This is a genomic window from Nodosilinea sp. FACHB-141, from assembly GCF_014696135.1.
Taxonomy (GTDB): Bacteria; Cyanobacteriota; Cyanobacteriia; order Phormidesmidales; family Phormidesmidaceae; genus Nodosilinea.
The window spans coordinates 107,372-128,244 of sequence record NZ_JACJPP010000020.1 but is presented as its reverse complement, the minus strand read 5'-3'; the positions used below and the strand labels follow the sequence as shown (position 1 = coordinate 128,244).

The 20,873-nt window shown below is 58.8% G+C and carries 19 protein-coding genes; 6 read left to right on the top strand and 13 right to left on the bottom strand.

Features of this window, described 5'->3' with window-relative positions:
- Positions 1–181: 181 nt before the first annotated feature.
- A complete protein-coding gene (locus tag H6F59_RS20605; RefSeq protein ID WP_190520693.1) occupies positions 182–553 on the top strand; it encodes a sensory rhodopsin transducer in 372 nt (123 codons plus the stop codon).
- Here H6F59_RS20605 and waaF read toward each other — a convergent pair.
- The 8 genes from waaF to H6F59_RS20565 form a co-directional block, all read right to left on the bottom strand.
- On the bottom strand, positions 541–1,665 hold the full coding sequence (gene waaF / locus H6F59_RS20600; RefSeq protein WP_190704845.1) for a lipopolysaccharide heptosyltransferase II: 1,125 nt from the start codon (positions 1,663–1,665) through the stop codon (positions 541–543). The two genes, H6F59_RS20605 and waaF, sit on opposite strands and share 13 nt — an antisense overlap.
- On the bottom strand, positions 1,665–3,167 hold the full coding sequence (rfaE2, locus tag H6F59_RS20595) for a D-glycero-beta-D-manno-heptose 1-phosphate adenylyltransferase (RefSeq protein ID WP_190704842.1): 1,503 nt from the start codon (positions 3,165–3,167) through the stop codon (positions 1,665–1,667). Before rfaE2 ends, waaF begins: the two co-directional genes overlap by 1 nt.
- The gene (locus H6F59_RS20590; RefSeq protein ID WP_190704839.1) at positions 3,130–3,714 is read right to left on the bottom strand and encodes an HAD-IIIA family hydrolase; all 585 of its coding nucleotides are present in this window, start codon (positions 3,712–3,714) and stop codon (positions 3,130–3,132) included. The genes rfaE2 and H6F59_RS20590 overlap by 38 nt, the downstream gene beginning before the upstream one ends.
- 226 nt (positions 3,715–3,940) lie before the next feature.
- Positions 3,941–4,696, bottom strand: coding sequence for an SDR family oxidoreductase (locus H6F59_RS20585; protein ID WP_190704835.1), 756 nt, complete (start codon positions 4,694–4,696; stop codon positions 3,941–3,943).
- A 46-nt stretch (positions 4,697–4,742) separates the two neighbouring features.
- Positions 4,743–6,692 (bottom strand): glycosyltransferase, encoded by a 1,950-nt coding sequence (locus H6F59_RS20580; RefSeq protein WP_190704832.1) that lies wholly within the window; start codon positions 6,690–6,692, stop codon positions 4,743–4,745.
- Positions 6,693–6,839: 147 nt separating this feature from the next.
- Complete coding sequence (locus tag H6F59_RS20575; RefSeq protein WP_190704830.1) at positions 6,840–7,826, bottom strand: glycosyltransferase; 987 nt, start codon at positions 7,824–7,826, stop codon at positions 6,840–6,842.
- Positions 7,827–7,851: 25 nt separating this feature from the next.
- Positions 7,852–8,268 carry a glycosyltransferase family 9 protein gene (locus H6F59_RS20570; protein WP_190704825.1) on the bottom strand — a complete coding sequence of 139 codons (417 nt, stop codon included), beginning with the start codon at positions 8,266–8,268 and terminating at the stop codon, positions 7,852–7,854.
- Entirely contained in the window at positions 8,258–9,325 is a 1,068-nt protein-coding gene (locus tag H6F59_RS20565) for a glycosyltransferase family 9 protein (protein ID WP_190704822.1), read from the bottom strand. The genes H6F59_RS20570 and H6F59_RS20565 overlap by 11 nt, the downstream gene beginning before the upstream one ends.
- A 548-nt stretch (positions 9,326–9,873) precedes the next feature.
- On the opposite strand from H6F59_RS20565, the gene H6F59_RS20560 reads away from it, so the two are divergent.
- The 3 genes from H6F59_RS20560 (at position 9,874) to H6F59_RS20550 (ending at position 11,836) form a co-directional block, all read left to right on the top strand.
- On the top strand, positions 9,874–11,058 hold the full coding sequence (locus H6F59_RS20560) for a helix-turn-helix domain-containing protein (protein ID WP_313887273.1): 1,185 nt from the start codon (positions 9,874–9,876) through the stop codon (positions 11,056–11,058).
- Between the two features lie 284 nt (positions 11,059–11,342).
- Positions 11,343–11,570 carry a hypothetical protein gene (locus H6F59_RS20555; protein ID WP_190520676.1) on the top strand — a complete coding sequence of 76 codons (228 nt, stop codon included), beginning with the start codon at positions 11,343–11,345 and terminating at the stop codon, positions 11,568–11,570.
- Positions 11,570–11,836 (top strand): hypothetical protein, encoded by a 267-nt coding sequence (locus H6F59_RS20550; protein WP_190520675.1) that lies wholly within the window; start codon positions 11,570–11,572, stop codon positions 11,834–11,836. The genes H6F59_RS20555 and H6F59_RS20550 overlap by 1 nt, the downstream gene beginning before the upstream one ends.
- Here the strand turns inward: H6F59_RS20550 and H6F59_RS20545 are convergent.
- From H6F59_RS20545 to H6F59_RS20530, 4 genes are all read right to left on the bottom strand, one after another.
- Positions 11,814–12,476: an MOSC domain-containing protein gene (locus H6F59_RS20545; RefSeq protein WP_190705044.1), complete on the bottom strand. Its 663-nt coding sequence runs from the start codon at positions 12,474–12,476 to the stop codon at positions 11,814–11,816. The genes H6F59_RS20550 and H6F59_RS20545 overlap by 23 nt on opposite strands.
- 66 nt (positions 12,477–12,542) lie before the next feature.
- A complete protein-coding gene (locus H6F59_RS20540; RefSeq protein WP_190704819.1) occupies positions 12,543–12,917 on the bottom strand; it encodes a group 1 truncated hemoglobin in 375 nt (124 codons plus the stop codon).
- A gap of 86 nt (positions 12,918–13,003) precedes the next feature.
- Entirely contained in the window at positions 13,004–13,747 is a 744-nt protein-coding gene (locus H6F59_RS20535) for an SIMPL domain-containing protein (protein WP_242021598.1), read from the bottom strand.
- A gap of 265 nt (positions 13,748–14,012) precedes the next feature.
- Positions 14,013–16,580 (bottom strand): endonuclease MutS2, encoded by a 2,568-nt coding sequence (locus H6F59_RS20530; protein ID WP_190705034.1) that lies wholly within the window; start codon positions 16,578–16,580, stop codon positions 14,013–14,015.
- A gap of 312 nt (positions 16,581–16,892) precedes the next feature.
- On the opposite strand from H6F59_RS20530, the gene H6F59_RS20525 reads away from it, so the two are divergent.
- A complete protein-coding gene (locus tag H6F59_RS20525; RefSeq protein WP_206755224.1) occupies positions 16,893–18,914 on the top strand; it encodes a diguanylate cyclase in 2,022 nt (673 codons plus the stop codon).
- Between the two features lie 284 nt (positions 18,915–19,198).
- The gene (arsS, locus tag H6F59_RS20520) at positions 19,199–20,203 is read left to right on the top strand and encodes an arsenosugar biosynthesis radical SAM (seleno)protein ArsS (protein WP_190704800.1); all 1,005 of its coding nucleotides are present in this window, start codon (positions 19,199–19,201) and stop codon (positions 20,201–20,203) included.
- A 12-nt stretch (positions 20,204–20,215) separates the two neighbouring features.
- On the opposite strand, the gene H6F59_RS20515 is transcribed toward arsS, so the two are convergent.
- Positions 20,216–20,860, bottom strand: coding sequence for a RodZ family helix-turn-helix domain-containing protein (locus tag H6F59_RS20515; protein ID WP_190520664.1), 645 nt, complete (start codon positions 20,858–20,860; stop codon positions 20,216–20,218).
- Between the last annotated feature and the right edge of the window lie 13 nt (positions 20,861–20,873).

Sequence of the window (20,873 nt, the reverse complement as noted above, 5' to 3'; positions counted from 1 at the left end):
TAGAGGTGAGATTCAGCTGCCACTCTTTAATTTTGAAGACTGAAAATATTCCTCAACAAACCAATTTTGTTGGTCTCGTTTCCTTTGAACCAACTGACAAAATCCGTTGAATTGGCTCCCTCGATAGACGTAGGCGTTCGGCAAAATCGCTAATCTCCTAAAGTAAATGCAGGAGATTTTTATGGCACAACCCATCGGCAAAACCTACTGGGCGATCGCAGAGGGCTATATTCCCCCCGATGACACCGACCGGCCGCCAGAGTTTGTCAGCCATGAGACCGCCTGCCTGCTTAACACCTCTGACCAGGAGGCCCATGTGCAGATCACGCTGTATTTTAGCGATCGCGAACCCGTTGGCCCTTACCACATCGTCGTAGCTCCTCGGCGTACTAAGCACGTGCGGTTCAATGACCTGAAAGACCCTGCGGTGCCTCGGGGCACCGAATACGCCAGCACGATCGCCTCAGATGTGCCCATTGTGGTGCAGCATAGCCGGCTCGATTCTCGCCGATCAGACATCGCGCTGCTCAGCACCATAGCCTATGCAGGTTGAACCTCGGCTAGGGCTAGGGTCGAGCTGGCTCCGAGGAAGGATTTGTTAGGCAGAGTCCGTAGGGGCAGCAGGTCTAGCACCGCTGCCACCACCGCTGCCGGTTCCACCAGGCGCAAGCAGTTGTGGTGCCCCTCGGGGCAAATGCTGCGGTAGCAGAGACGGCAGGGCACATCGTGAAACAGCACCCGGTGGGGCACCTGCCAGGGGGTGTGCTGAAGGTTGGTTAGGGCGTAGAGATCCACCACGGGGGTGCCTACGGCGGCGGCAATGTGGACGGGGCCGGTGTTGTTTGAGAGCAGCAGGGGCGCGGCGGCGAGCAGGGCCGACAGTTCCGCCAGGGTGAGTAACCCCACTAGGGAGTGAGACGGGGTAGCCATCTGGTTGCGAATGCTTTCGACCAGTTCCCCTTCATCAGCGGTGCCGGTAAAGACAACGGCAATCCCCTGGTTAGCAAGCGATCGCCCCACCTCAGCAAACAGCTCCGGCGGGTAGCGCCGGGAGGGGGCCGAGGCCCCAGGGTGCACCACAATCCAGGGCTTGACAGAGCTTAGCCCCAGGTTTTCTAAAAGGCTAGAAACTCGCTGGTGGGCTGATCGGGGCACCGTCATCTGCAATCGTTCATCCACTGTGCGATAGCCGACGCTGGCGACGAGATCGAGCTGGCGCTGCACCTCGTGGCGAGTCAGCTCGGGCTCGGGGTCACGGATGGTGTTGGTGAGCAGCTGGTAGGGGTTTTCGCGACAGTAAGCCAGCCGCAGAGGAATGTCGGCCATGTAGGCCATAAAGGCCGTAGGTAATGGGTTTTGGCTATAGACGGTGAAAATAATGGCGGCGTCAAACTGGCGCGATCGCAGCTCCTCAATCACCGCCTGCTCGGGCTGGCTATTTTGGCGCGGGGCTGTAGCCTTGAGCCAGGGAGCATCGTAGACCCATACATCATCCACCATTGCTAGCTGGGGAGCCAAGGCCGCTCCGGACGCCGAGGTCATCAGCGTCAGTTTGCTGTCAGGTCGGGTGGCCTTGATCGCCGCTAGGGCCGGGGTGGTCATCAGCACGTCTCCCAGACTGTCGAGGCGGACGCAGAGAATGTTTTGGGCCGTACTCCAGTCCATCAAGCCTCCCTCGGCGTGGTGCGAATCTGCTGAATTAGGTTGGTGGTAGAGCGATCGCCCAGGTAGGGTAAAATCACCACCTCACCGCCCAGCTCCTCAATCAGGGGGGTTTCGGGCAGTGAGTGGCGGGTGTAGTCGCCGCCCTTAGCGTAGACATCGGGGCCAATCAGGCGAATCAGTTCCCGAGGTGCCAGATCAGCAAAGGGGACGACATAGTCGACGCAGCCTAGAGCGGCCAGCACGGTCAGCCGATCGACCAATCCATTCACCGGTCGAGAGGGTCCTTTGAGCTGGCGAATGCTCTCGTCGGTATTTACCCCCACGATCAGCACATCCCCCAAAGCTTTGGCCTGCTCCAGGCAGGTGACGTGGCCCGAGTGCAGAATGTCAAAGCAGCCGTTGGTAAACACAATTCGCCGCCCCAGGGCACGCTGCTGGGCCACCACCGAGGTCAGCTCAGCAGGGTCGGCAATGCGCTTGTTGCCCTCTGCCAGGGAGCGCCGCAGGGTGAGAGGGTCGCAGCGCGTCGTCCCCGGCTGGGTGACGATGATTCCCGTGGCGGTCGCCGCCAGCGAGGCCGCCCCGTGGGGGTCAGCTCCAGCGGCTAGGGCTAGGGCTAGGGTGGCGACATAGGTGTCACCGGCCCCGGTAGCATAGGCGCTGGGGGCCGGGTCGGCAAAGGTGCGGGCGGGGTCCGCCACCGTCCCAGCGCCATCCTGCAAAAAGATTAGGGCCCCGTCGCGATCGAGCGTAATCGCCACCATTTTGGCCCCGGTGGCTGCCAGCACCCCTTGGCCGTGGCGGGTCATTTGCTCAACCCGCTGGGTTCCAGATAGCCGGGGCAAATTCAGCAGGGCGATCGCCTCGTCGTAGTTGGGTTTAACTGCCGTCACCCCCAGGGCTGCGTAGGTTCTCAGCCGTTTTGAGTCGGCCACCAGCAGGCGAGCATAGCGCCCTTGCAGCCGCTGCAAATGGAGAATGACCCGGGGCGTGAGCACCCCATAGGCGTAGTCCGAAATCACCACCGCATCGCAGAGCGGATACTGCCGGTTGAGCTGCTCGATCAGCCGATCTTCTTCAGTGGGAGAAATTGCCGCCGTGCTGCCCTGGTCAAAGCGCACTAGCAGCTGGTTGTCGGCCAGCAGGCGCTGTTTGACTAGGGTCTGGCGATCGCGCGATCGCACCACGCCCTCGAGCTGCACCCCAACCCGCTCCAGCTCCGCACAGAGCTGGCCGCCCGGGGCGTCATCCCCGATCACCGTCAGAAAGTGGGTATTGCCGCCCAGGCTGGCCACATTGGCCGCCGCGTTGGCCGCCCCGCCGGGCACATGCTCGGCCTCCACCACATCGACAATTGGCACCGGCCCCTCGCGGCAGAGGCGAGTGGTGGCCCCTTGCAGGTAGCTGTCGAGAATGGCATCGCCAATCACCAGCACCCGTAGGCGGGGAAAGCGATCGATCCAACTAGGGAAACACTGGGTCTGGACGTCTGGAGTAAGCATAGCTCTGCTGAAGAATGAGGTCGGCAGCTTGGTCAAAGGTCTGAGCAGTCTGGTGGGGCACCCGCCCCGGCGTCAATATCCACTCGGTCTCGTTGCCGTTGTCAATCAAAACGGTGCGACACCCGGCCCGATGCCCCGCTTCCACATCGTTAAGAATGTCTCCCACCATCCAGGAGCGGCCTAGGTCGAGCCCCAGATCGGCCTGGGCTCGCAGCAGCATGCCCGGCTCAGGCTTGCGACAGTCACAGCTCAACGCATAGCCCGCCACACTGCCCTGGGGATGGTGGGGACAGTAGTAAAAACCCGCGATCGGCACCCCCAACAGCTGGCGGAGGTGACGCTCCATAGGGGCGATCGCCGCCTCCGCAAAATATCCCCGCGCCACCCCCGACTGGTTAGTCACCACCACTAGAGCAAACCCCGCCTCATACAGCCGCTGCACCCCAGTCACCACCCCAGCACACAGCCGCATCTGCGCCGGGTCAACGTTGTAGGGCACGTCTTCGAGCAGGGTGCCGTCCTTGTCAAGAAAAATCGTGGGGAGCATGGGAGGGGGTGGGGAGTGGATGGGTAGATGGGTGGGAGCGTAGATGACTGGGAGGGTGGGAGAGTGGTGGAGTAGGAGAGTGATGGAGATGAAAGGTGGGGGAGGTGAGGAAGATGGGATGGATCAGAGAAAAGGTGAAAGACGTTTGACTAAGTGGGAGTAAGGCATTGAGCAAGTCATCACCCTCCTACCCCCTACCCTCCCACCCGCCTACTCCCCTACTCCCCTACGGCCACGAAGTCTCCTTCATCGGCAGCACCATCATCTCCGAGATCACCGTGCCGGGGGGCTGCATCAGCAGGTAGCGAATGGTCTCGGCTACGTTGGCGGGGTCTTGCAGGGTGGTCTGGTCGATGTCGGGAAAGCGCTCTAGCAAAAACGGGGTACGCATACCGCCGGCAATTAGAGAGGTGACTTTGATGTTGTGGGGTCGCCCTTCTACGTGCAGCGCTTGAGAGAAGCCCAGTAGGCCCCACTTGCTAGCGTGGTAGGCGGAGGCATTGGCCCAGGCCCGTTTGGCGGCGGTGGAGACAATGTTGATGATGTGGCCACCGCCGTTTTCGCGCATAGCAGGAAAAACGGCTTTAGACATATAAAACGGGCCGTTGAGGTTGACGTTAATCACCTGCTGCCACTGGTCGTGAGTCAGGTCTTCAACCGATTCGGTGACGTCAATGCCGGCGTTGTTGATCAGCACGTCGATGCGGCCGTAGCGATCGAGCACCTGATCGAGCAGGGCGGCGGCGCTAGTGGGGCTGGTGACATCCAGGTTGAGGGCCATGGCGCTACCGCTGGAAGCCCCAATTTCCTGGGCGAGGTCGCTGGCTAGCTCGTGGCGCAGATCAGCAACGACTACGTTCAATCCAGCAGTGGCTAGGCATTGGCAGGTGGCCGCTCCCAGGCCCCGCGCACCGCCGGTGACGATCGCAACTTTGCCGTTTAGGGAAGGGATGGAATTGGCTGTTTTAGTCAGGGTTTGCATGCTGATTCCTAGTTAAAAAATACGGTATTGAAAAGGGCTGGTGGTCTCAGCCGCTCTGGCTGGCCGAGACCGACGCGGTGGGGCGAGGGGTCTCGATCGCCTTGGCGGGGGGGACGCTCGCCAGCGATCGCTGCACAGGGCGGTCCGATCGCTGCAAGTCGTCCTCGATCCACTCGCAGATCAGGTGCAGGGTTAAAATCTGCACCTCCTGAATGCGTTGGGGATCAGGGCTGGGAACGCAGATCGCCTCATCCACCAGAGTCAGCAGGTCGCCGCCGCTGCCGCCCAGCAGCCCAATGCAGTGGACGTTGCGGGCTTTGGCGGCGGCCACCGCCTCGATCAGGTTGCGGGAGCGGCCGCTAGTGCTGATCACCACCAGCACATCCTCGGGCTGGGCAAAGGTAGACACCTGGCGGGCAAAGATGTCGTTGTAGCCCACGTCATTGGCCCAGGCGGTAAGCAGGGCGGTGTCGGCGGTTAGGGCCATCACCGGCAGCCCAGCCCGCTGCTGGCACTGAAAGCGGCCCACCAGCTCGGCGGCAAAGTGTTGGGCGTCGGCGGCGCTGCCCCCGTTGCCGCACACCAGCACCTTGCCCCCGCGGCTAAAGCACTGGCTGAGCCGGCGCGATACCGCCAGAATGTCGCCGCTGAGCAAGCGGCGCGACTGGCGCAGGGCCAAAATAGCGGCGTCAAAGCGGGCTTCCATCTGAGCCAGATCGGCCTCGGTGGTGTCTACCGAAACGTCTGGTGCAGCGGTTTTAGCCAAGACAGACTCGTAAATCGAGGCCAGGGCGCTAGCCACTTTAGGCCAGGTAAACTGGCGGGTCACGTGGCGCAGGGCCTGTCGCCCAAACAGGTTGAGCACGTCGGGGTGCCGGTAGAGAAAGGCGATGCGATCGCACAGTTCCCCCGCCGCCTTGGGCGACACCAGGTAGCCCGTCTCCCCATCCCGCACGGTGAACTTGATCCCTCCCACGTTGGAGCCGATCACCGGTGTGCCACAGGCCATCGCCTCCAGCGGAGTAATGCCAAAGGGTTCGTACCAGGGGGTGGTCACAAACAGATCGGCGGCACTGTAAAAGTACTTCAGCACCTCCCGCTGCCGCTGCCCCACAAAGGTGACCCGGTCCTGCAGGCCCAGCTTTGCCGTCAGTGCCTGCAAGCGACCGATTTCGGGCGTTTTTTCGGGATCGGGCAGCGGTGATTCGCCGCCCACCACCACCAGCCGCGTGGGTAGATTTTGCTGAGCCAGCATGGCGATCGCCTCAATCACCGTATCGACCCCCTTGCGCGGCACCATGCGGCCTAGCTGGAGCACCACTCGCTCTTGCATCGACAGCCCCAGGGTTGCCCGCGCCTGGGCTTTGGGAACTGGCCAAAACTCGCTCAAATCGACGCCACAGGGCACGATATGAATTTTGTCTGCTTTGGCACCGTAGAGCTGAATCAGGTCGTCGCGATCCTGGGGGCATTCGGCTACAATGCCGTCTGCGATTTCCACCACCTGCTCTTCAACGGCGAAGCGTTCGTTGGGAAACCGGTCGGCTTGCCCCTGGTGCCGCCGCCGCACCTTGCCCAAGGCGTGAAACGTAACCACAAACGGAATTCCCAGATGCTGTTTCACCTGGCTGGCCACCAGAGCCGACATCCAAAAATTGGCGTGGATCAGGTGGTAGCCCTCGTTCTGCCGCTGCTGTCGCCGAGCAAAGGCCAGCACATAGCGGCCAAAACTCCCCATGTGAGGCAGCAGGTCTTCCTTAGGCACCGGCTCCGGCGGCCCCGCCGGCACGTGGATGATGCGAATGCCGTTGTGCCACAGCATCAGCTCTGGCAGGGCCGCGTCATCGCGGCGGGTGAAGACATCCACCTGGTAGCCCAGGGCCGCCAGCTGTTTGGCCGTTTGACCCACATAGACATTCTGTCCACCGCTGTCGGTGCCGCCAAAGCTGCCCAGGGGCGAGGCATGTTCACTGATGATGGCAATCCGCTTAGTCATGGGGTTTGAGGTGAGGGTGAAGGGTTTAGGGTCTGAGGTTTAGGGTTTAAGGCAGAGGTAAAGGGGGGCGGTAGGGTGGGCATTGCCCACCGTTCCTAAAGCAGAAGAAGAGGGTTGTCTGGTGTGGCGTTTCACTTAGCCTGCGGGCTAGATCAAGGCTGGGGCGCGTTGGCTTTGGCGATCGCGTCCCAACTCCAGCGCTTCGGCAAAGGCAGCATTCCAGTCCTGCACAAATCGCGACATGTTGAATCGGGCCATGCCCGCCTGCTGGGCTCCCTGGCTCAAGCGCTGGGCCAGGGCTGGGTCATTAATCAGCTGCTGCATGCGAGGTACCAGGGCCGCCAGGTTGGTGTCGATGTAGCCCGAGACACCGTTTTCAACCACCATGGCTAGCTCTGTGGTGGCGAGCCCTACCACCGGCACCCCCAAGCACATCGCTTCGCACACTGCCAGCCCCAGACTGGTATAGCGAATCGGGTGAAAGAAAAATCGATAGCGGGCTACCAGCTCGGGCAGCGCGGTATGGTCGACTTCGCCCAGGCCGCCCAGGCTCTCGGCATCCATGCCCACTAGGTCGAGGGGCACCTGCTGACGCACCTGCTCAAACACATCGGCCCCTAAGCGGCGACCGCGCGATCGCAGCCCGTTGACCACCACAATGCCCCTCGGAATTTCACCCGAATAGCGCACGCCCTCGGGCACCATCACGCCATGTTCAACCACCCGAGTTGGTGTAGAGCCGCAGTCCCACATCAGCTGATTGAAAGCCGTCACATGCACCAGCAGCAGGTGAGGATCGTCCACTACATGGCGAGTGTCTGTGGGCTGCTGCCGGGGTGGGTCATGCTCCAAAAACAGCTGGGGCAGCTGCCGTTGCTCTGGGCTCAGCAGCTCGTACTGATCCTCTTGGTAGTTGCGGGCTGACTGAAACAAAATGCAGTCAAAGTCTTGATGCCGCACCGCTTCGGCCGCAATGTCGTGGACGTTGCTGCCCCAGTCAAACCCCGGCAGCCGCCCGCCATAGCCTTCCGGAAATCCCGGTTTGGTAGGCAAGTAAAAGTTGTGAGGAGCCTGGGTCAGGTAGTAGAGATAACTACCGTGTACGTGCCAGGTGAGAATTCGCAGTCGTCGCATGGGAAGGAAACTTGTGTTGTAGGAATTAGCGGAGTGCCGGGGCCAGCGATCGCCCGCTCCCCCTCAGCAGGTCCACCAGAGCGTTGTCATCTTGCGCTGGCGGCGCACAGTGGCTCAGCACCTGCCCCCCAAACTCACTAGACCGGCCGACGCGAATAGGGATGCCTGCCAGATAGCAGAGGTAGCCCAGGGTGTAGGGAGACTGCCCCGGTGCCGTGAGAATTATGGCCGCGTCGAACCCACCCTGGCGCAGCCAGCCAATCGCCTGCTGCCAGTCCACCAGCGTCGCCTCATCGGCGCTCAACCAGCTTGCGATTTGGCTAGATTCAACCACCGTCAGCTCGGCCTCGGGGAACGTGGTTCGCAGTTCCGGCAGCGCACTGCCCCCACGAATGTTGAGAACCAGTACTTTTTGCCGTTGAGCGGTTGTTTTAGCGGGCATAGCACACCTCTGGTAGGAGTTGAGACTGAGCGTTGAGGAGCGATCGCGCCTGAGCCAGCACCGCCCAAGCGGTAGCCGCTCCAGTCTGACGGCTGTCAACGGTGCGGTGGCGGCCCTGTTCCAATCCCTTACCTGAAGCGCTATTGCTGGGAGCCCAGCGCTCTACCTCTGAGTTGCTAAACACCACCACGCTCGACACCTTGAGCGCGGCCCCCAAGTGTGAAATGCCGGTGTCGTTGCAGATCAGTAGCGCCGCTTGCTGCAGCACCACTGCCAACTCCCCCAGGGCTGTACAGCCAGCAAAATCAAGCGATGCAGCCCCTACAGCGGCACAGATCTGTGCAGTCAGCCCCCGCTCAGAGTCGGTGCCCGTCAGCACAATGCGGTAGCCCTGGTTCGCTAGCGATTGAGCGACCCGAGTGAACCCGTCAATCGACCAGCGGCGATCCGCGCTATTTGCCCCCGGATGCAGGCAGATGTATTGGCCTAGGGACAGGTTGTGGGACTTTAGTAGCTGTAGCCCCGCCTCATGCTCATCCTCCGACAGCGGAAACTCCAGTTCTGGGCGCTGCTCCGGTAGACCCAAAAACTCCATCAACCGCAGCAACCGATCGGCCTCTGAGCCCCGCTGGGGGTAGGGCAAAAAGTAGCGGGGCTCAGGACAAAACTGCCCCGGCAGATAAAACCCCGCCTGCTGTCTGGCCCCCAGCAGCACGAGAAAAGAATTAATCGAGCTGCCGTTGCCGTGGAGTTGCAGCACCAAATCGTAGTGCTGGCCTTGTATCTGCCCTAAAAATTCGACTGTCTTTTGTGGGCTCTGCCAGCCCTCAGGAATGCCAGGGAAACCTGGAAACGGCAGCCAATGATCGATCAGATAGTTAAATCGCTGGCTAAACCATTCCGTGCCGGGTAACCCCAACCAGGTGATCTTGGCAAATGGGTAGGCCGATCGCAGCGATCGCAGTGCCGGCACAGCACAAAGCAGATCTCCCAGGCCGGGCAAAGAACGCACAACTAAAATGTGAGCAGTCAGCGGTATTGGGAGGCGACAGGTCATGCGCCGACCTCTTAACAACTATGAAAGTCATGTTAGGGATGTTCAAATATCACCGCATTGGACATTTGACAAAACAATTCTGGCATCTAGGCTAGGCATTTTGTGCACTTGCACAATCAGCCAACAAAGCAGTTTCAGTTATCTTCAAATCCTCACGCTTTTGGGCACACATATTCTTGCCAATCTTTCGAAATATTCCTTTGGATAGATGCTAAAGCAGAACCTTGAAACGACTCTAAGGATTGACTACAATCAATTCTAGGTCTGAGCCGATGCTGCTAGCTAATGTTCACGACCAACTATTTAACTATTTCTAAAGATGCGATCGGTTCAAAAAGGCGATCGCTAAACAGCCCTGTGAAGTGAGAAATATTAGGCAATGAATGAAATTTTTGGCTAGCCAGGATTTGCAATTGCCAGCCTTGTACTTAAAATTCTCACTTCAAAAATAATAGAAGGTTTGATTGCCTAAGTGCTCAAACCATTTTGCGGCGCCAATATTTGTACAGTTGATAGAGCGTTCAGAAACCTTACGCGTTGTGTTAGCTGTGTCGAAAACATTCGAACATGTTGCCCATGTAGTTGCTAAACAGCTGTCGTCGCTCCTGCAAACAGCCGTCTTTGTTAGTGACTCAAATCAAAACTTGGTAGCCAGTCGGCAGTTTCATCGGCACCATCGCTTTGATAGCAAAAGCCATCGCGATCGGGCCTCATCTGATCGCTACTTAAGCCTGCCGCTCTATGTGCACGACCAAGTAGGGGAAGTCAGAATTGAACAGGGGATGGATGGTGAAGTGCTCTCCCCTAAGCACGCCCGCGCTTTTCTAGATTTGCTAGTGAGTCAACTGGCTGCTGCTACTTTCCCGCAGCAACAAGTTTATAAGAATCAAGTCATTTCGAACTTGTTGAAGGGCCGCATCACTGAAGAAGACACGGTTCTTCAGCAGGCCAGCCTGTTGGGTATTGATTTGACTCCCCCTAGAGCGGTGATTTTAGTCGATGCTACCGATGCCATGCTGTCCATGAGCCGAGCCATCGATGCAGCTAACTCCAGCCAGCAGCGTTGCTCCCAGGCCATTGTCAACAGCATCGTCACGTTCTTTAATCTGCCTGACGAAACCATTTGTGCCGATCTAGGGGGCGGCCAATTTGCTGTGCTCAAAGCTAGCGACAGCAAAAATCTGAGCCCCTGGGCCGGTCACGACACCGCCACCCACGGCGATAGCTTAGGCTGCTCCTGGACCAACTTAGAGGCACTCAAACGGGCTGGCGATGCCCTGCTGATGCGGCTGCGAGAAGAAACGGGCACCACCCTCAGCGTTGGCATTGGTCGCTATCATCCCGGTTTGCTAGGCCTGGCGCGCTCCTACCAAGATGCCCAGGTTGCCCTGCGGCTAGGACGGCAGTTTGACGGTCACAACCGGGTTTACTGTCTAGATGATTTGGGTATTGCCGCCTTTGCCTGTGTTGCTGACGAACGCACCAAGGTAGACCTGGCCCTACATTTGCTCAGTCCTTTAGACAATGAACCCGAGTTAATCAATACTCTAAAGGTTTTCTTTTCTGAAGACTGCGCCCCAATCACGACGGCAAAGCGGCTTTGCATCCACCGCAACACCCTCACCTACCGCCTGGAAAAGATCACCTCCCTAACAGGGCTTGACCCTCGCCGGTTTGACGAGGCTGTGCAGATTCGTCTGGCGCTACTGCTCCAGGAGTTTCAGGGAATTTGAATAGGGTGCTGATTGTGGCCGTTTGGTAGAAATACTGCCACGCTCTTTTCAGCTACTTGCGGTGAGCCAATCGCTCAGTGCTGCGGATCCACTTTCTCATAGATAGGCGAACCAGCGGCTGTTAAGTCAGGGTTTGTGAATTTATCTCCCACGGTTGTTCCATTTTCTCGGGCGTTTTGTAAAAATGACTACAGAAATGCCTGACTGACTGCTTCTTGTTCGCCCAAGCTTCCTTCGACTCAAGATCGGTCTGTCGCCCGCATTAACTCCTCAGAGGCGACCTCATGATTCCACAAGTTCATTCCCAAACCGACCGCAAGCCCGCTGCTGGCTGGCAGCCTGTTTGTCATATTACCTACACCCGCGACACCTGGGTCAAGTTGGCCGAGCCGCTCAGCGCCTATGCCGCCGATGAAGCCAAGCTGCTGTGTCAAGAGTCGCCCGATACCTGGGTCGTCTGGGTGCCCGACCACGGCGAAACCGTGCTGCACAAAAGCCACTTTTACGCCTAATGCATCCCCAATCTCTGCCCGAGTCAGCCATCGATTGGGATGAGCTATTTGACTACCTGCCCGGCACCCTTGTCGAGCAGGTAGACCAGCCCGGCATTCTCTACGAAATTGAGGGCTACGAAGCCACCATGGTGCCGCCGATCTGGCTGGTGAACGATCCCCGTCCGCGCTACCCCCACGAGCTGCGGATTGTGTCTCGGCAGCCGGCTCGGGTCTGTGCTCTAGAGCCGACTGCGCCCCCGCCTAGGACGATGCACCCCGTTTGAGCAATTTTTCTTGCCAGTTGCGCGACAGCAGGGGGCAACTCGCCAGCTCCATCGCCGCCGCGCGATCGCCCAAACCGTGGTGCATGATGCGGTTAGCGCGGGCCACCGTCCATTCGGGGTAGGGGCGATCGCACAGCACCATCGCCAGCCCCGGCTCTACCACACCTTCTTTCAGCACCCGAAAATACCAGCCGCTGCGGCCGTTGGCCTTCACCTGGAGCGCTAGATCCTTCACCCGCCAGCGGCGAGACAGTTTCCAACAGGGCTGCCGGGGCTGCGATACCTGGACTTTGGCGCTGCCGATCGCGTAGGTGTCGCCAATACAAACCTCGGCCTCGGTCTGCCCCGCCACGGTGAAATTTTCACCAAAGCCGCCGTAGGGCAACTCGGGGTTGTGTAAGTGCGATCGCCATTCAGGATAATGCTCGGCACTGTAGGCCAGCACCGCCTTATCGACGCCGCCGTGGTTTTTCAAATCCGCTTGGCCATCCCCGACTAAATTGGTGTAGCCCAACCACACCTCACCATCGATGGGCTGCTTAAAGAAGCCGGTGGTCCAGCGCTGATCCATGGGGTTGGGGGCAGCTTCGGTGCCTAGGGTTTGGGGCAGGCCCACCTGAATCGAGACAATCTCAGGCATTGTAGTCAAACATAATCGACAAAAAAGAGCGTGGCTTAGCTAAGCCACGCTCTCTCTAGGATACGCTTACTGGTTCAGGACATCCCGCTTGTGCTGGGGTGCTGCTGCAATCGCGGCCACCTGCGACCTGAATTCCTCAGATACGCCCATTTCTTCTAAAGTCAGCATCAGGTCTTCGGCAACAGCATCAAAGTGTTCGCTGTTTAGGCCGTGGTTTGCGACCAGCTCTTGGTGGGCTTCGCGCATGTAGCGACCGTCGTACTTATTGGTGCCGCCAAAGGCATAGGTCAAAAAGGCCTTTTGGTGCCCCCGCTGCTTGGTCATATTGACATTGGCAAAGAAATGCTTGATGCGATCGTCCTGTAAGACCCGCTCGTAGAATTTTTCGACCGCGAGGTCAACGGCAAGGGTACCGCCAAGTTGATCAAAAAGAGTTGTCATAGTCCGCTCCAGGATAAGGGGTAGCGCCCTTAAAATGCCCTACCCCAGCGAAACCATCTTTACTCTAGGCACCCCAACCAAGTTTCTTAATAGCGAATCTGGAGCGTCACCTGGGCCTGTACGATTTGCTCCCCCCCTACCACTGGGGTAGAGACATCGGCCGACATGCCAGCGTACTCGGCCTGCCGCATCATCGGTACTGGCACAGGCGGAGCCGCTCCATTGATTTGAACGCTGACAATCTCCTGCGATCGCAGGTTTAAACTCCCCAGCACCACCCCCGCCTGGGATTGGGCATCTTCTACCGCCTCACGCAACGCCTGCTGCCGAGCCGTCTCTAGGGCAGCGTCTTCGGCCACAAAGCTAACACTGCGAATCTGGTTAGCCCCGGCATCCACGGCATCGTCGAGCAAAGCGCCGGCGCTCTCCGTGGGCACGCGAAAGCTGACGGTGTTGCTGCCGGTGTAGCCGATCACATCGTTGCGGCCATTTTCGTAGTTGTAGCGAGGGCTGAGCTGAATGCCAGTGGTTTGGAGCTTTTCGACCCCTCGCGATCGCAGCAGCTCAACTACTGCTGCCGTGCGCTGGGCTACCTCACGCTGCACGGCTTCTGCATCGGTGCCTTGCACGTCTACTCCTAGGTCAACCTGGGTTTTGGTTGTCTGCACCGACTCCTCGCCCTGGCCAGTTACGGTTAACGTTCTCATAGCCGCCTCCTGGGCGATCGCTGCTGGGGTAAAAACGGGCACAAAACCAAGCCCCGATATCAGGGTCGCCGACATCACTGCCGCTGCCGCCATCCGTCTGGGGGTGAAAGACTTAATTTTCATGGACCTCACACTCATCTATAGAAGTTTGTCCATTCACTGTGCCACGGCGATCTGAGCCCAGTGGCGTTGTTACCAATTTAGATACAGAGTCCTGAGACCAATAGGTTTGGTAATCCAGAGCTGTAGTCGCGGCAACTGATGATGACGTTTCAAGAACTCATTGAAGAAGCTCGACGGCTCGACTGGCAAGACCAGCTGCCCTTAGCCGCTCGCTATTGCACTGGGTTGAGGTAAAAGCTGAATAGAGGCAATCAAACCCTAGATTCTATAGATAGGCCACCGTTACCCCAGTGCCGCCGTCGGCCTGGGCCGCAGGCTCAAACCGTTGAATTTGCGGATGGCGTTTGAGGTACTCATGCACCCCCGCCTTGAGCTTGCCGGTGCCGTGACCGTGGATAATCCACAGAGCACCGCTGCCCTGGGCGATCGCCTCCTCTAGCACCGCCTCTGACTCAGCCACCCGCATGCCGCGCAAATCGATCGTGTTGCGGCTAGTGCGAATGGCGGGAGCAGGGGGCGCAGCCTGGGCGGCAGGCACAGTATCGATGGGCTTTGTCTTGACCGGCACCTCCGCCTTTTCACCCCGCAGCGACTCGATATCGGCCAGGCTGACGGTGGTTTTCATCAGTCCAAAGCGCACGGTGATGCGGTGGTCGTCGTCGGGGGCGGTCAGCACCTCCGCAGTCTGACCCAAGCTGGGAATACGCACGCGATCGCCCACCACCGGCCGATAGCCCGGTTTCGCCGGCGTCGGCGCAGCCGCAGGCAGACGAGATTGGGCGATCGCATCCACCGCTGCCGTTGCTCGCTGGGCATCTTGCGCCGTGGCATCGCCCTGCTGCAACCGGCGAATCACCTTGGCAATGTCGCGCTTGGCATCGGCGATCGCCTGCTGCACCGCCGCCTGCTGCTGGAGCTTGAGTTCCTGCTCGCGATCGCGCAGCATGTCGGCTTTGTGCTGCACCTCACGGTGGAGTTTTTCGGTGGCGGCCAGCAACTCGGCGGCCTCCTGCGATCGCTCCTCCTGCTGGCGTCGCTGGGCTTCTAGCCCAGCAATCACCTGGTTAACATCGTCTTGTGACCCCGTCGCCATCAGAGTCGCCGCTGCATCAATTACCCCAGCATTCAGGCCCAATCGGCGAGCAATGGCTAGCGCATTCGATCGCCCCGGAATGCCCCACAGCAGCCGATAGGTCGGCGACAGCGTCGCCTCATTGAATTCTACCGACGCATTCTCAAATCGCCCATCCTGGTACTTCAGCGCCTTCAGCTCGCCGTAGTGGGTCGTGGCCATGGTCAGCCGCGCCCGCTCGGCCAGGTGCTTGAGCAGGGCGATGGCCAGTGCCGTCCCCTCCGTCGGGTCAGTACCGGCACCGACTTCGTCGAGCAGCACGAGGGCGTTGGCGGAGGGGCGAGGATGGGTGGATGGGTGGATGGGTGGGTGGGCGGGAGAATTCACCGATTCTGATAAATCTTCTGCTTCCGGTTCACCTGTCCATAAAGGTCCACTAGAGCTATCGGCGAAGCCTACCTCAAGAGTATTTTGCTCCCTCTCATCGCCACCTTCCTCATCGTCGCTACCTTCCTCACCACTAAGTGCCGCCAAAATCCGCCCTATTCGGCGAATATGACCTGAAAACGTTGACAGGCTCTGCTCGATCGACTGCTCGTCGCCAATATCGGCTAGCACCTGCCCAAACCAGGGAATCTCTACCGGTTCACGGGCCGGTACGTAGAGGCCCGCACGGGCCATTAGCGCCGCTAGGCCCAGGGTTTTGAGGGTAACGGTTTTGCCGCCGGTGTTGGGGCCAGTAATCGCCACCACCCGCAGCTCGGGGCGAATCAGCAGATTGATCGGCACCACCTCAGGCCCCTGCTCGTGGCGCTGCTGCCAAACCAGTAACGGGTGGCGCAACTGACGCAGGGTAGTTTGCTCCTGGGGTTCGATAAACCGGGGCGGATTGGCCTCTAGCCACAGCGAGTAGCGGGCACGGGCGTGGGCCAGATCCAGTTCGGTAACCACCGCTAGCAGATGGCTTAAGTCGTCATAGACCTCTGCCACCGCATCGCTGAGCTGCCGTAAAACAATGTCTTCCTCGGTTTTTTCCTGACGCAGCAGCTGGCGCAGACGGTTGCCCAGTTCGACCACCGACTGAGGCTCAATGTAAAGGGTGGCCCCGCTAGCGGAGGCATCATGCACAATGCCAGGCACCGCGTCTTTTTGGGGCGCTTTGACAGGCAGCACAAAGCGATCGCCCCGCTGGGTAATTAATAGCTCCTGCATAGCCCCAGACTGGCGCTGCAAAATCCGCTGCAGCCGCTGCTGAATGTCTTGGCGGGTCGATTTGAGGCGATCGCGCACCTCCCCTAGCTTAGGGCTAGCCCGGTCGGTGACATCGCCGCGATCGTCAATGCAGTGATAAATCTGCTGCTCCAGCTCGGGATGGGTGCTCAGGTCCGCCACCAAATCCTGCAAAACCGGTATATCCTCCGGCGGTTGAGCATCAATGGTGCGCCGCAGCTGGCGTGCTCCATGTAGGGTGGTGGCAATGGCCAGCAGCTCCTCGCCGCTCAATAGCCCCTGGCGATAGGCCCGCTCCACCGCCGTCCCAATATCGCGAATGCCGCCAAAGTTGAGACCGTTGTTGTGTTGTTCCAGCCAGTCGGCCTCCTGGGTCTGAGTCAGCAGGTTGACGCTAGCTGCTTGGGTTGCAGGGGTGACTAGTGCCTGGGCCGCTAGGGTGCCGCGCTTAGTGGCGGCAAAAGTAGATAAGTGCTGGCACAGCCGAGGCCACTCCAGCAACTCCAGGGTTTCATGGTGAATTAATGGCAGCTCAGACAGGGGAATTACGCTCGCTCAAAACATCCTTTCAGTATAGAGAACTCCCGCCGCACCTAGCTTAGACAGCCGACCCGGCCCCACAATAGCCCTGCCCCTGTCTTGGTCTGATATAGTTCAACCCGCAGTTCTAGCTATCGGCTTAAATCAATTCAGACGCCGCATTACCGAGAAAACACGCTGCCCATACGTCCTCACCGTTGTTAAGCCCCCCTCAATATATGACCACCCAATACCCCTACCGGGCATGCTAGATCCTATGAAACCGGCTGCCGCTGCCATACAGTTACGACACCGTGGGCGAGGGTGGTTGCGGTAGCCTCTACAGAACAGATCGGCTGCCAGGACGACTATGCGGGGTATAACCTTCGTCTGCCCACGATCCAGTCCCATCTATTCACCGTCCCTGAATCTGTGCCTGAAAACGACCTGGTTAACGCTACCGCTACCGCCCCCACAGCCAGCATCGATCCGTCTCCCCTGCGGGCAAACACAAGCGACACGGTGCAGCAGACGGTGGCGGCCATGGCCACGGCCGTCAAAACCTACGCTTTGGTATATGGCGGCGAAGTTCTAATGGGGGTCTTTGGCTACGCTAATGTCGCCCAAGCCACGGCTGAGTTAGCCGACCTAAGCGAGGTTCTAGTTGAGCAATGGATGACTCCCCTCAGTCAGCTGCAACCCTTGGGTCCGTGCCTGGCTTGGCCGCTGGCCCTGAGCGCGCTATATCCCGAGCAGCTTTACCTGTCCGTTGTTGACCAGGCTCACCACTGGTTAGGACTGCTGGCCCCCGACGGGTTTTACACACTTCCCCGCTTTGCGGCGGCCGCTACTGACCAAGCTGAACTTACCGCCTGTCACTACTCCGTCGCTCTGTTTCAGCAGCAGCAAGAGCGCCTAGCCCTGGCCCTCAAGGGCGCCCAAATGGGCACCTGGGACTGGGATCTATCTCAGGGAACGATAGTCATCTCTGATGAGCAAGAGCGTCTGCTAGGGCTGGCTCCCGGCGAATTCGGCGGTACCTATGAGACCCTGTTCACCCACGTGCACCAAGAAGATCAGGCCACGGTGCAGCAGGCCCTACAGCAGGCGATTCAGTTAGGACAGCGCTATGGAATTGAGTTTCGCGTGCTCCACAACGACGGAAACACGCGTTGGTTGTCGTCTCGGGGTCAAGTCTTTAAGGATAGTGAGCAGACCTCTCGACTGGCTGGGGTCACCCTCGATATTTCTGAGCAAAAGCGGGTTGAGGCTGAAATCAAACTCCAGTCGCAGCGAGAGCGGCTGGTGGCCAAAATTGCCCAGCGCATTCGCCGTGTGCTTGATTTGGACAGCATTTTGGCGCAAACCGTTACCTCAGTGCAGGAGTTCATCGAGGCCGATCGCGTCATCGTCGTGCAGTGTGAAGCCGACATGAGTGGTCAGGTCATTCAAGAAGCCTGCTCGTCATCCTATCTGCCGATGCTGGGCTGGGCTATGCGCGACCCCTGGTCAGTGGGCGAAAAGTTTTTGGCTCACTACAGGGCCGGGCGGGGATTGGCGGTAGAGAATATCTACACCCAAAATTTGCCTGCCTCTCAGCTAGAGTTTTTAGAATACTTTCAGATTCAGGCCGAAATTGTGGTGCCCCTGCTGCAAGATCAAACCCTGTGGGGATTGCTGATTGCCCACCAGTGCCAAGCACCCCGAACCTGGCGGATGGCCGATGTCCGGCTGCTGCAAAACCTAGCAACCCAGGTGGGGATTGCCATTCAGCAGGCCAAAATGCACCAGGAGCTCACCCTAGCCAACCAGCGGTTGCAGCGCATGGCCTACCTCGACGGGTTGACCCAGGTAGCCAATCGCCGTCGACTAGAACAGTATCTAGATCAAGAATGGCGGCGCATGAGCCGAGAGAATGGGTCTATAGCGCTGATTATGGCCGATATTGACTGCTTTAAAGGGTACAACGATCTCTATGGGCATCAGGCTGGAGATGTCTGCCTGCGGCTGGTGGCCCGCATCCTCACCCGCGCCGCTAAGCGCCCTGGCGACCTGGTAGCTCGATACGGGGGAGAAGAATTTGTGATCGTACTGCCCAACACTTACCTTGAGGGAGCCGAAACCGTCGCTGAAGACATTCGCCTGATGATTCGTAGTCACCGCATTCCCCATGAGGAGTCGGTCGTGGCCAGGGTGGTTACCCTAAGCCTGGGGGTGGCAAGCGCCCAACCTGCCAGCGACGGCAGCTCTGCCGACCTGATTAAGCAGGCTGACGAAGCCCTCTATATGGCCAAAAATGAGGGACGCGACCAGGTAAGAGTAGCTTCTCCCAAGCGATCGCACTAAGGCTCTAGCCAACGAAAGGCGACAGGTTACAGAAAGAGTTTTAAGTATAGGGTTCAGGTTCAAAATGAATTGTGCACCTTATACCCTAAACCTTTCACCCAAACTTCCTTGACTCGTCAAAATCACCCGAGCCGCCACCTTTCCTCGAAATTAGAACGCTCCCCGCTCTCAGAAAATTTTCAGGGTTGTAGATTGTAATAACAAGGCGTGTTGAGCCTGAGCTGAGGCAACCAAGTTGCCTCGGCAACCGTATTGATGAATGCTGTTTTACCTACCTAGGGTCCATGGTTCAGTCTCCTCCCTCTCCAGCGATCGCAGTCACCCCCTTTGCTCAGCAGCTGGGGCAGCCCCTCACTAAGCTGCCGATCACCGTGCTGCAGGTGAATCTGGGCCGCAAGTGTAACCTGGCCTGTACCCACTGCCACGTGGAAGCTGGGCCCAAGCGCACCGAAGAACTTTCACCCGAAGTTTGCGACCAACTGATCGAGCTGATCCAACGGTTTCCGCAGATTGCCACCGTTGATCTGACCGGCGGTGCCCCCGAAATGAACTATGGCTTTCGCCCCCTAGTGGAAGCGGCGCGGCAGCTGGGCAAAACGGTGATGGTGCGATCGAACCTGACCATTTTCTTTGTGCCCGGCTTTGAAGACCTGCCAGAATATTTTGCTCGCCATCAGCTGCATGTGGTGGCCTCGTTGCCCTGCTATCTCGAAGACAATGTCGACAAACAGCGGGGTTCTGGGGTCTACACGGAGTCTATTCGTGCCCTGCAGCGACTCAACCAGCTGGGCTACGGCCATGACCCCGCCCTGCGTCTAGACCTTGTCTACAACCCGCCCGTGCCCCGCAGCGCCGAGTTTTCGCTGACCCCCAGCCAGGCGGTGTTGCAGAGTGACTATGAAGCCTATCTGCGATCGCACTTTGACATCGCTTTTAACCAGCTCTACACCATCACCAACCTGCCCATTGGCCGGGTTAAGCAATATTTAGAGGGCAAAAATCTCTATGTGCCCTACCTGCAATTTTTGGCTCACCACCACAACTCCGCCACTGTGCCCCATCTGATGTGTCGCCAAGAGCTTTCCATCGACTACGAAGGCCACATCTACGACTGCGACTTCAATCAAATGGAAGCCGTGCCCAGTTTGGGGCGCAGTGGTCAACCGCTCACCGTGGCCGACCTGCTTGCAGCTAACTCCCTCGATGCGATCGAGACCGTGCAAACCCGGCCCTACTGCTATGGCTGCACCGCCGGCAGCGGGTCTAGCTGTGGCGGTGCTCTCACCTAGGCGGTTTGAGAACTAGGGCATCGGGAAATCTGCCGCCAGAGCAGCCCCCTCTAACCCCAGAGCTGAGGCATATTTCTGAATGAAGGCGCGAATATAAAACGGTTCTGGCAGCTGATTCAAATTGCCGGTTTCAAGCGCCCTCAAGGTATAAGTTTGAATGAACGTCCGCTGGTAAACATCCTCCAGCGACAGCGACTTCTCTTGCCGAGTCTGCTGGAGGTAGGCCCCCACCTTTTTCAAACTGGCTTGCTGCACCGACGCAAAGTCGGCCCTAGCCTGCATCTTTTTGGCTAACGTTTCGTGAATGTAGGCGCGCTGCTCAGAGAAACGGGCTGAGGTAGTTGGCGTGGTTGCCACCTGGGGCCGAGCCGAAATTGCGTCTGGTCGAGGTTGAGCAGTAACTCGCTGGGGTGCAGCTGGGGCCTGCTTATGGGTAGCTTCTTCTTGGGTAGGTCCGCTGGTCTCGCTGTCTTGCAGTCGCTGGTCAAGCCGGTAGCGATTGAGCAGGCCCAAGGCCACCAGGGTAGTTACGGGCAGAGTTGCCACTGCCACCTGTTGCGCCGCCATCGACATGGCCGCTGTCGCCCCAGCCCCAATAATCAGCGCGTATTCTGAAGCAGGGGGTAGCTTAGAGCCAGAAAAGTGAGGAGTCTTCATAGCACCTTTTGAG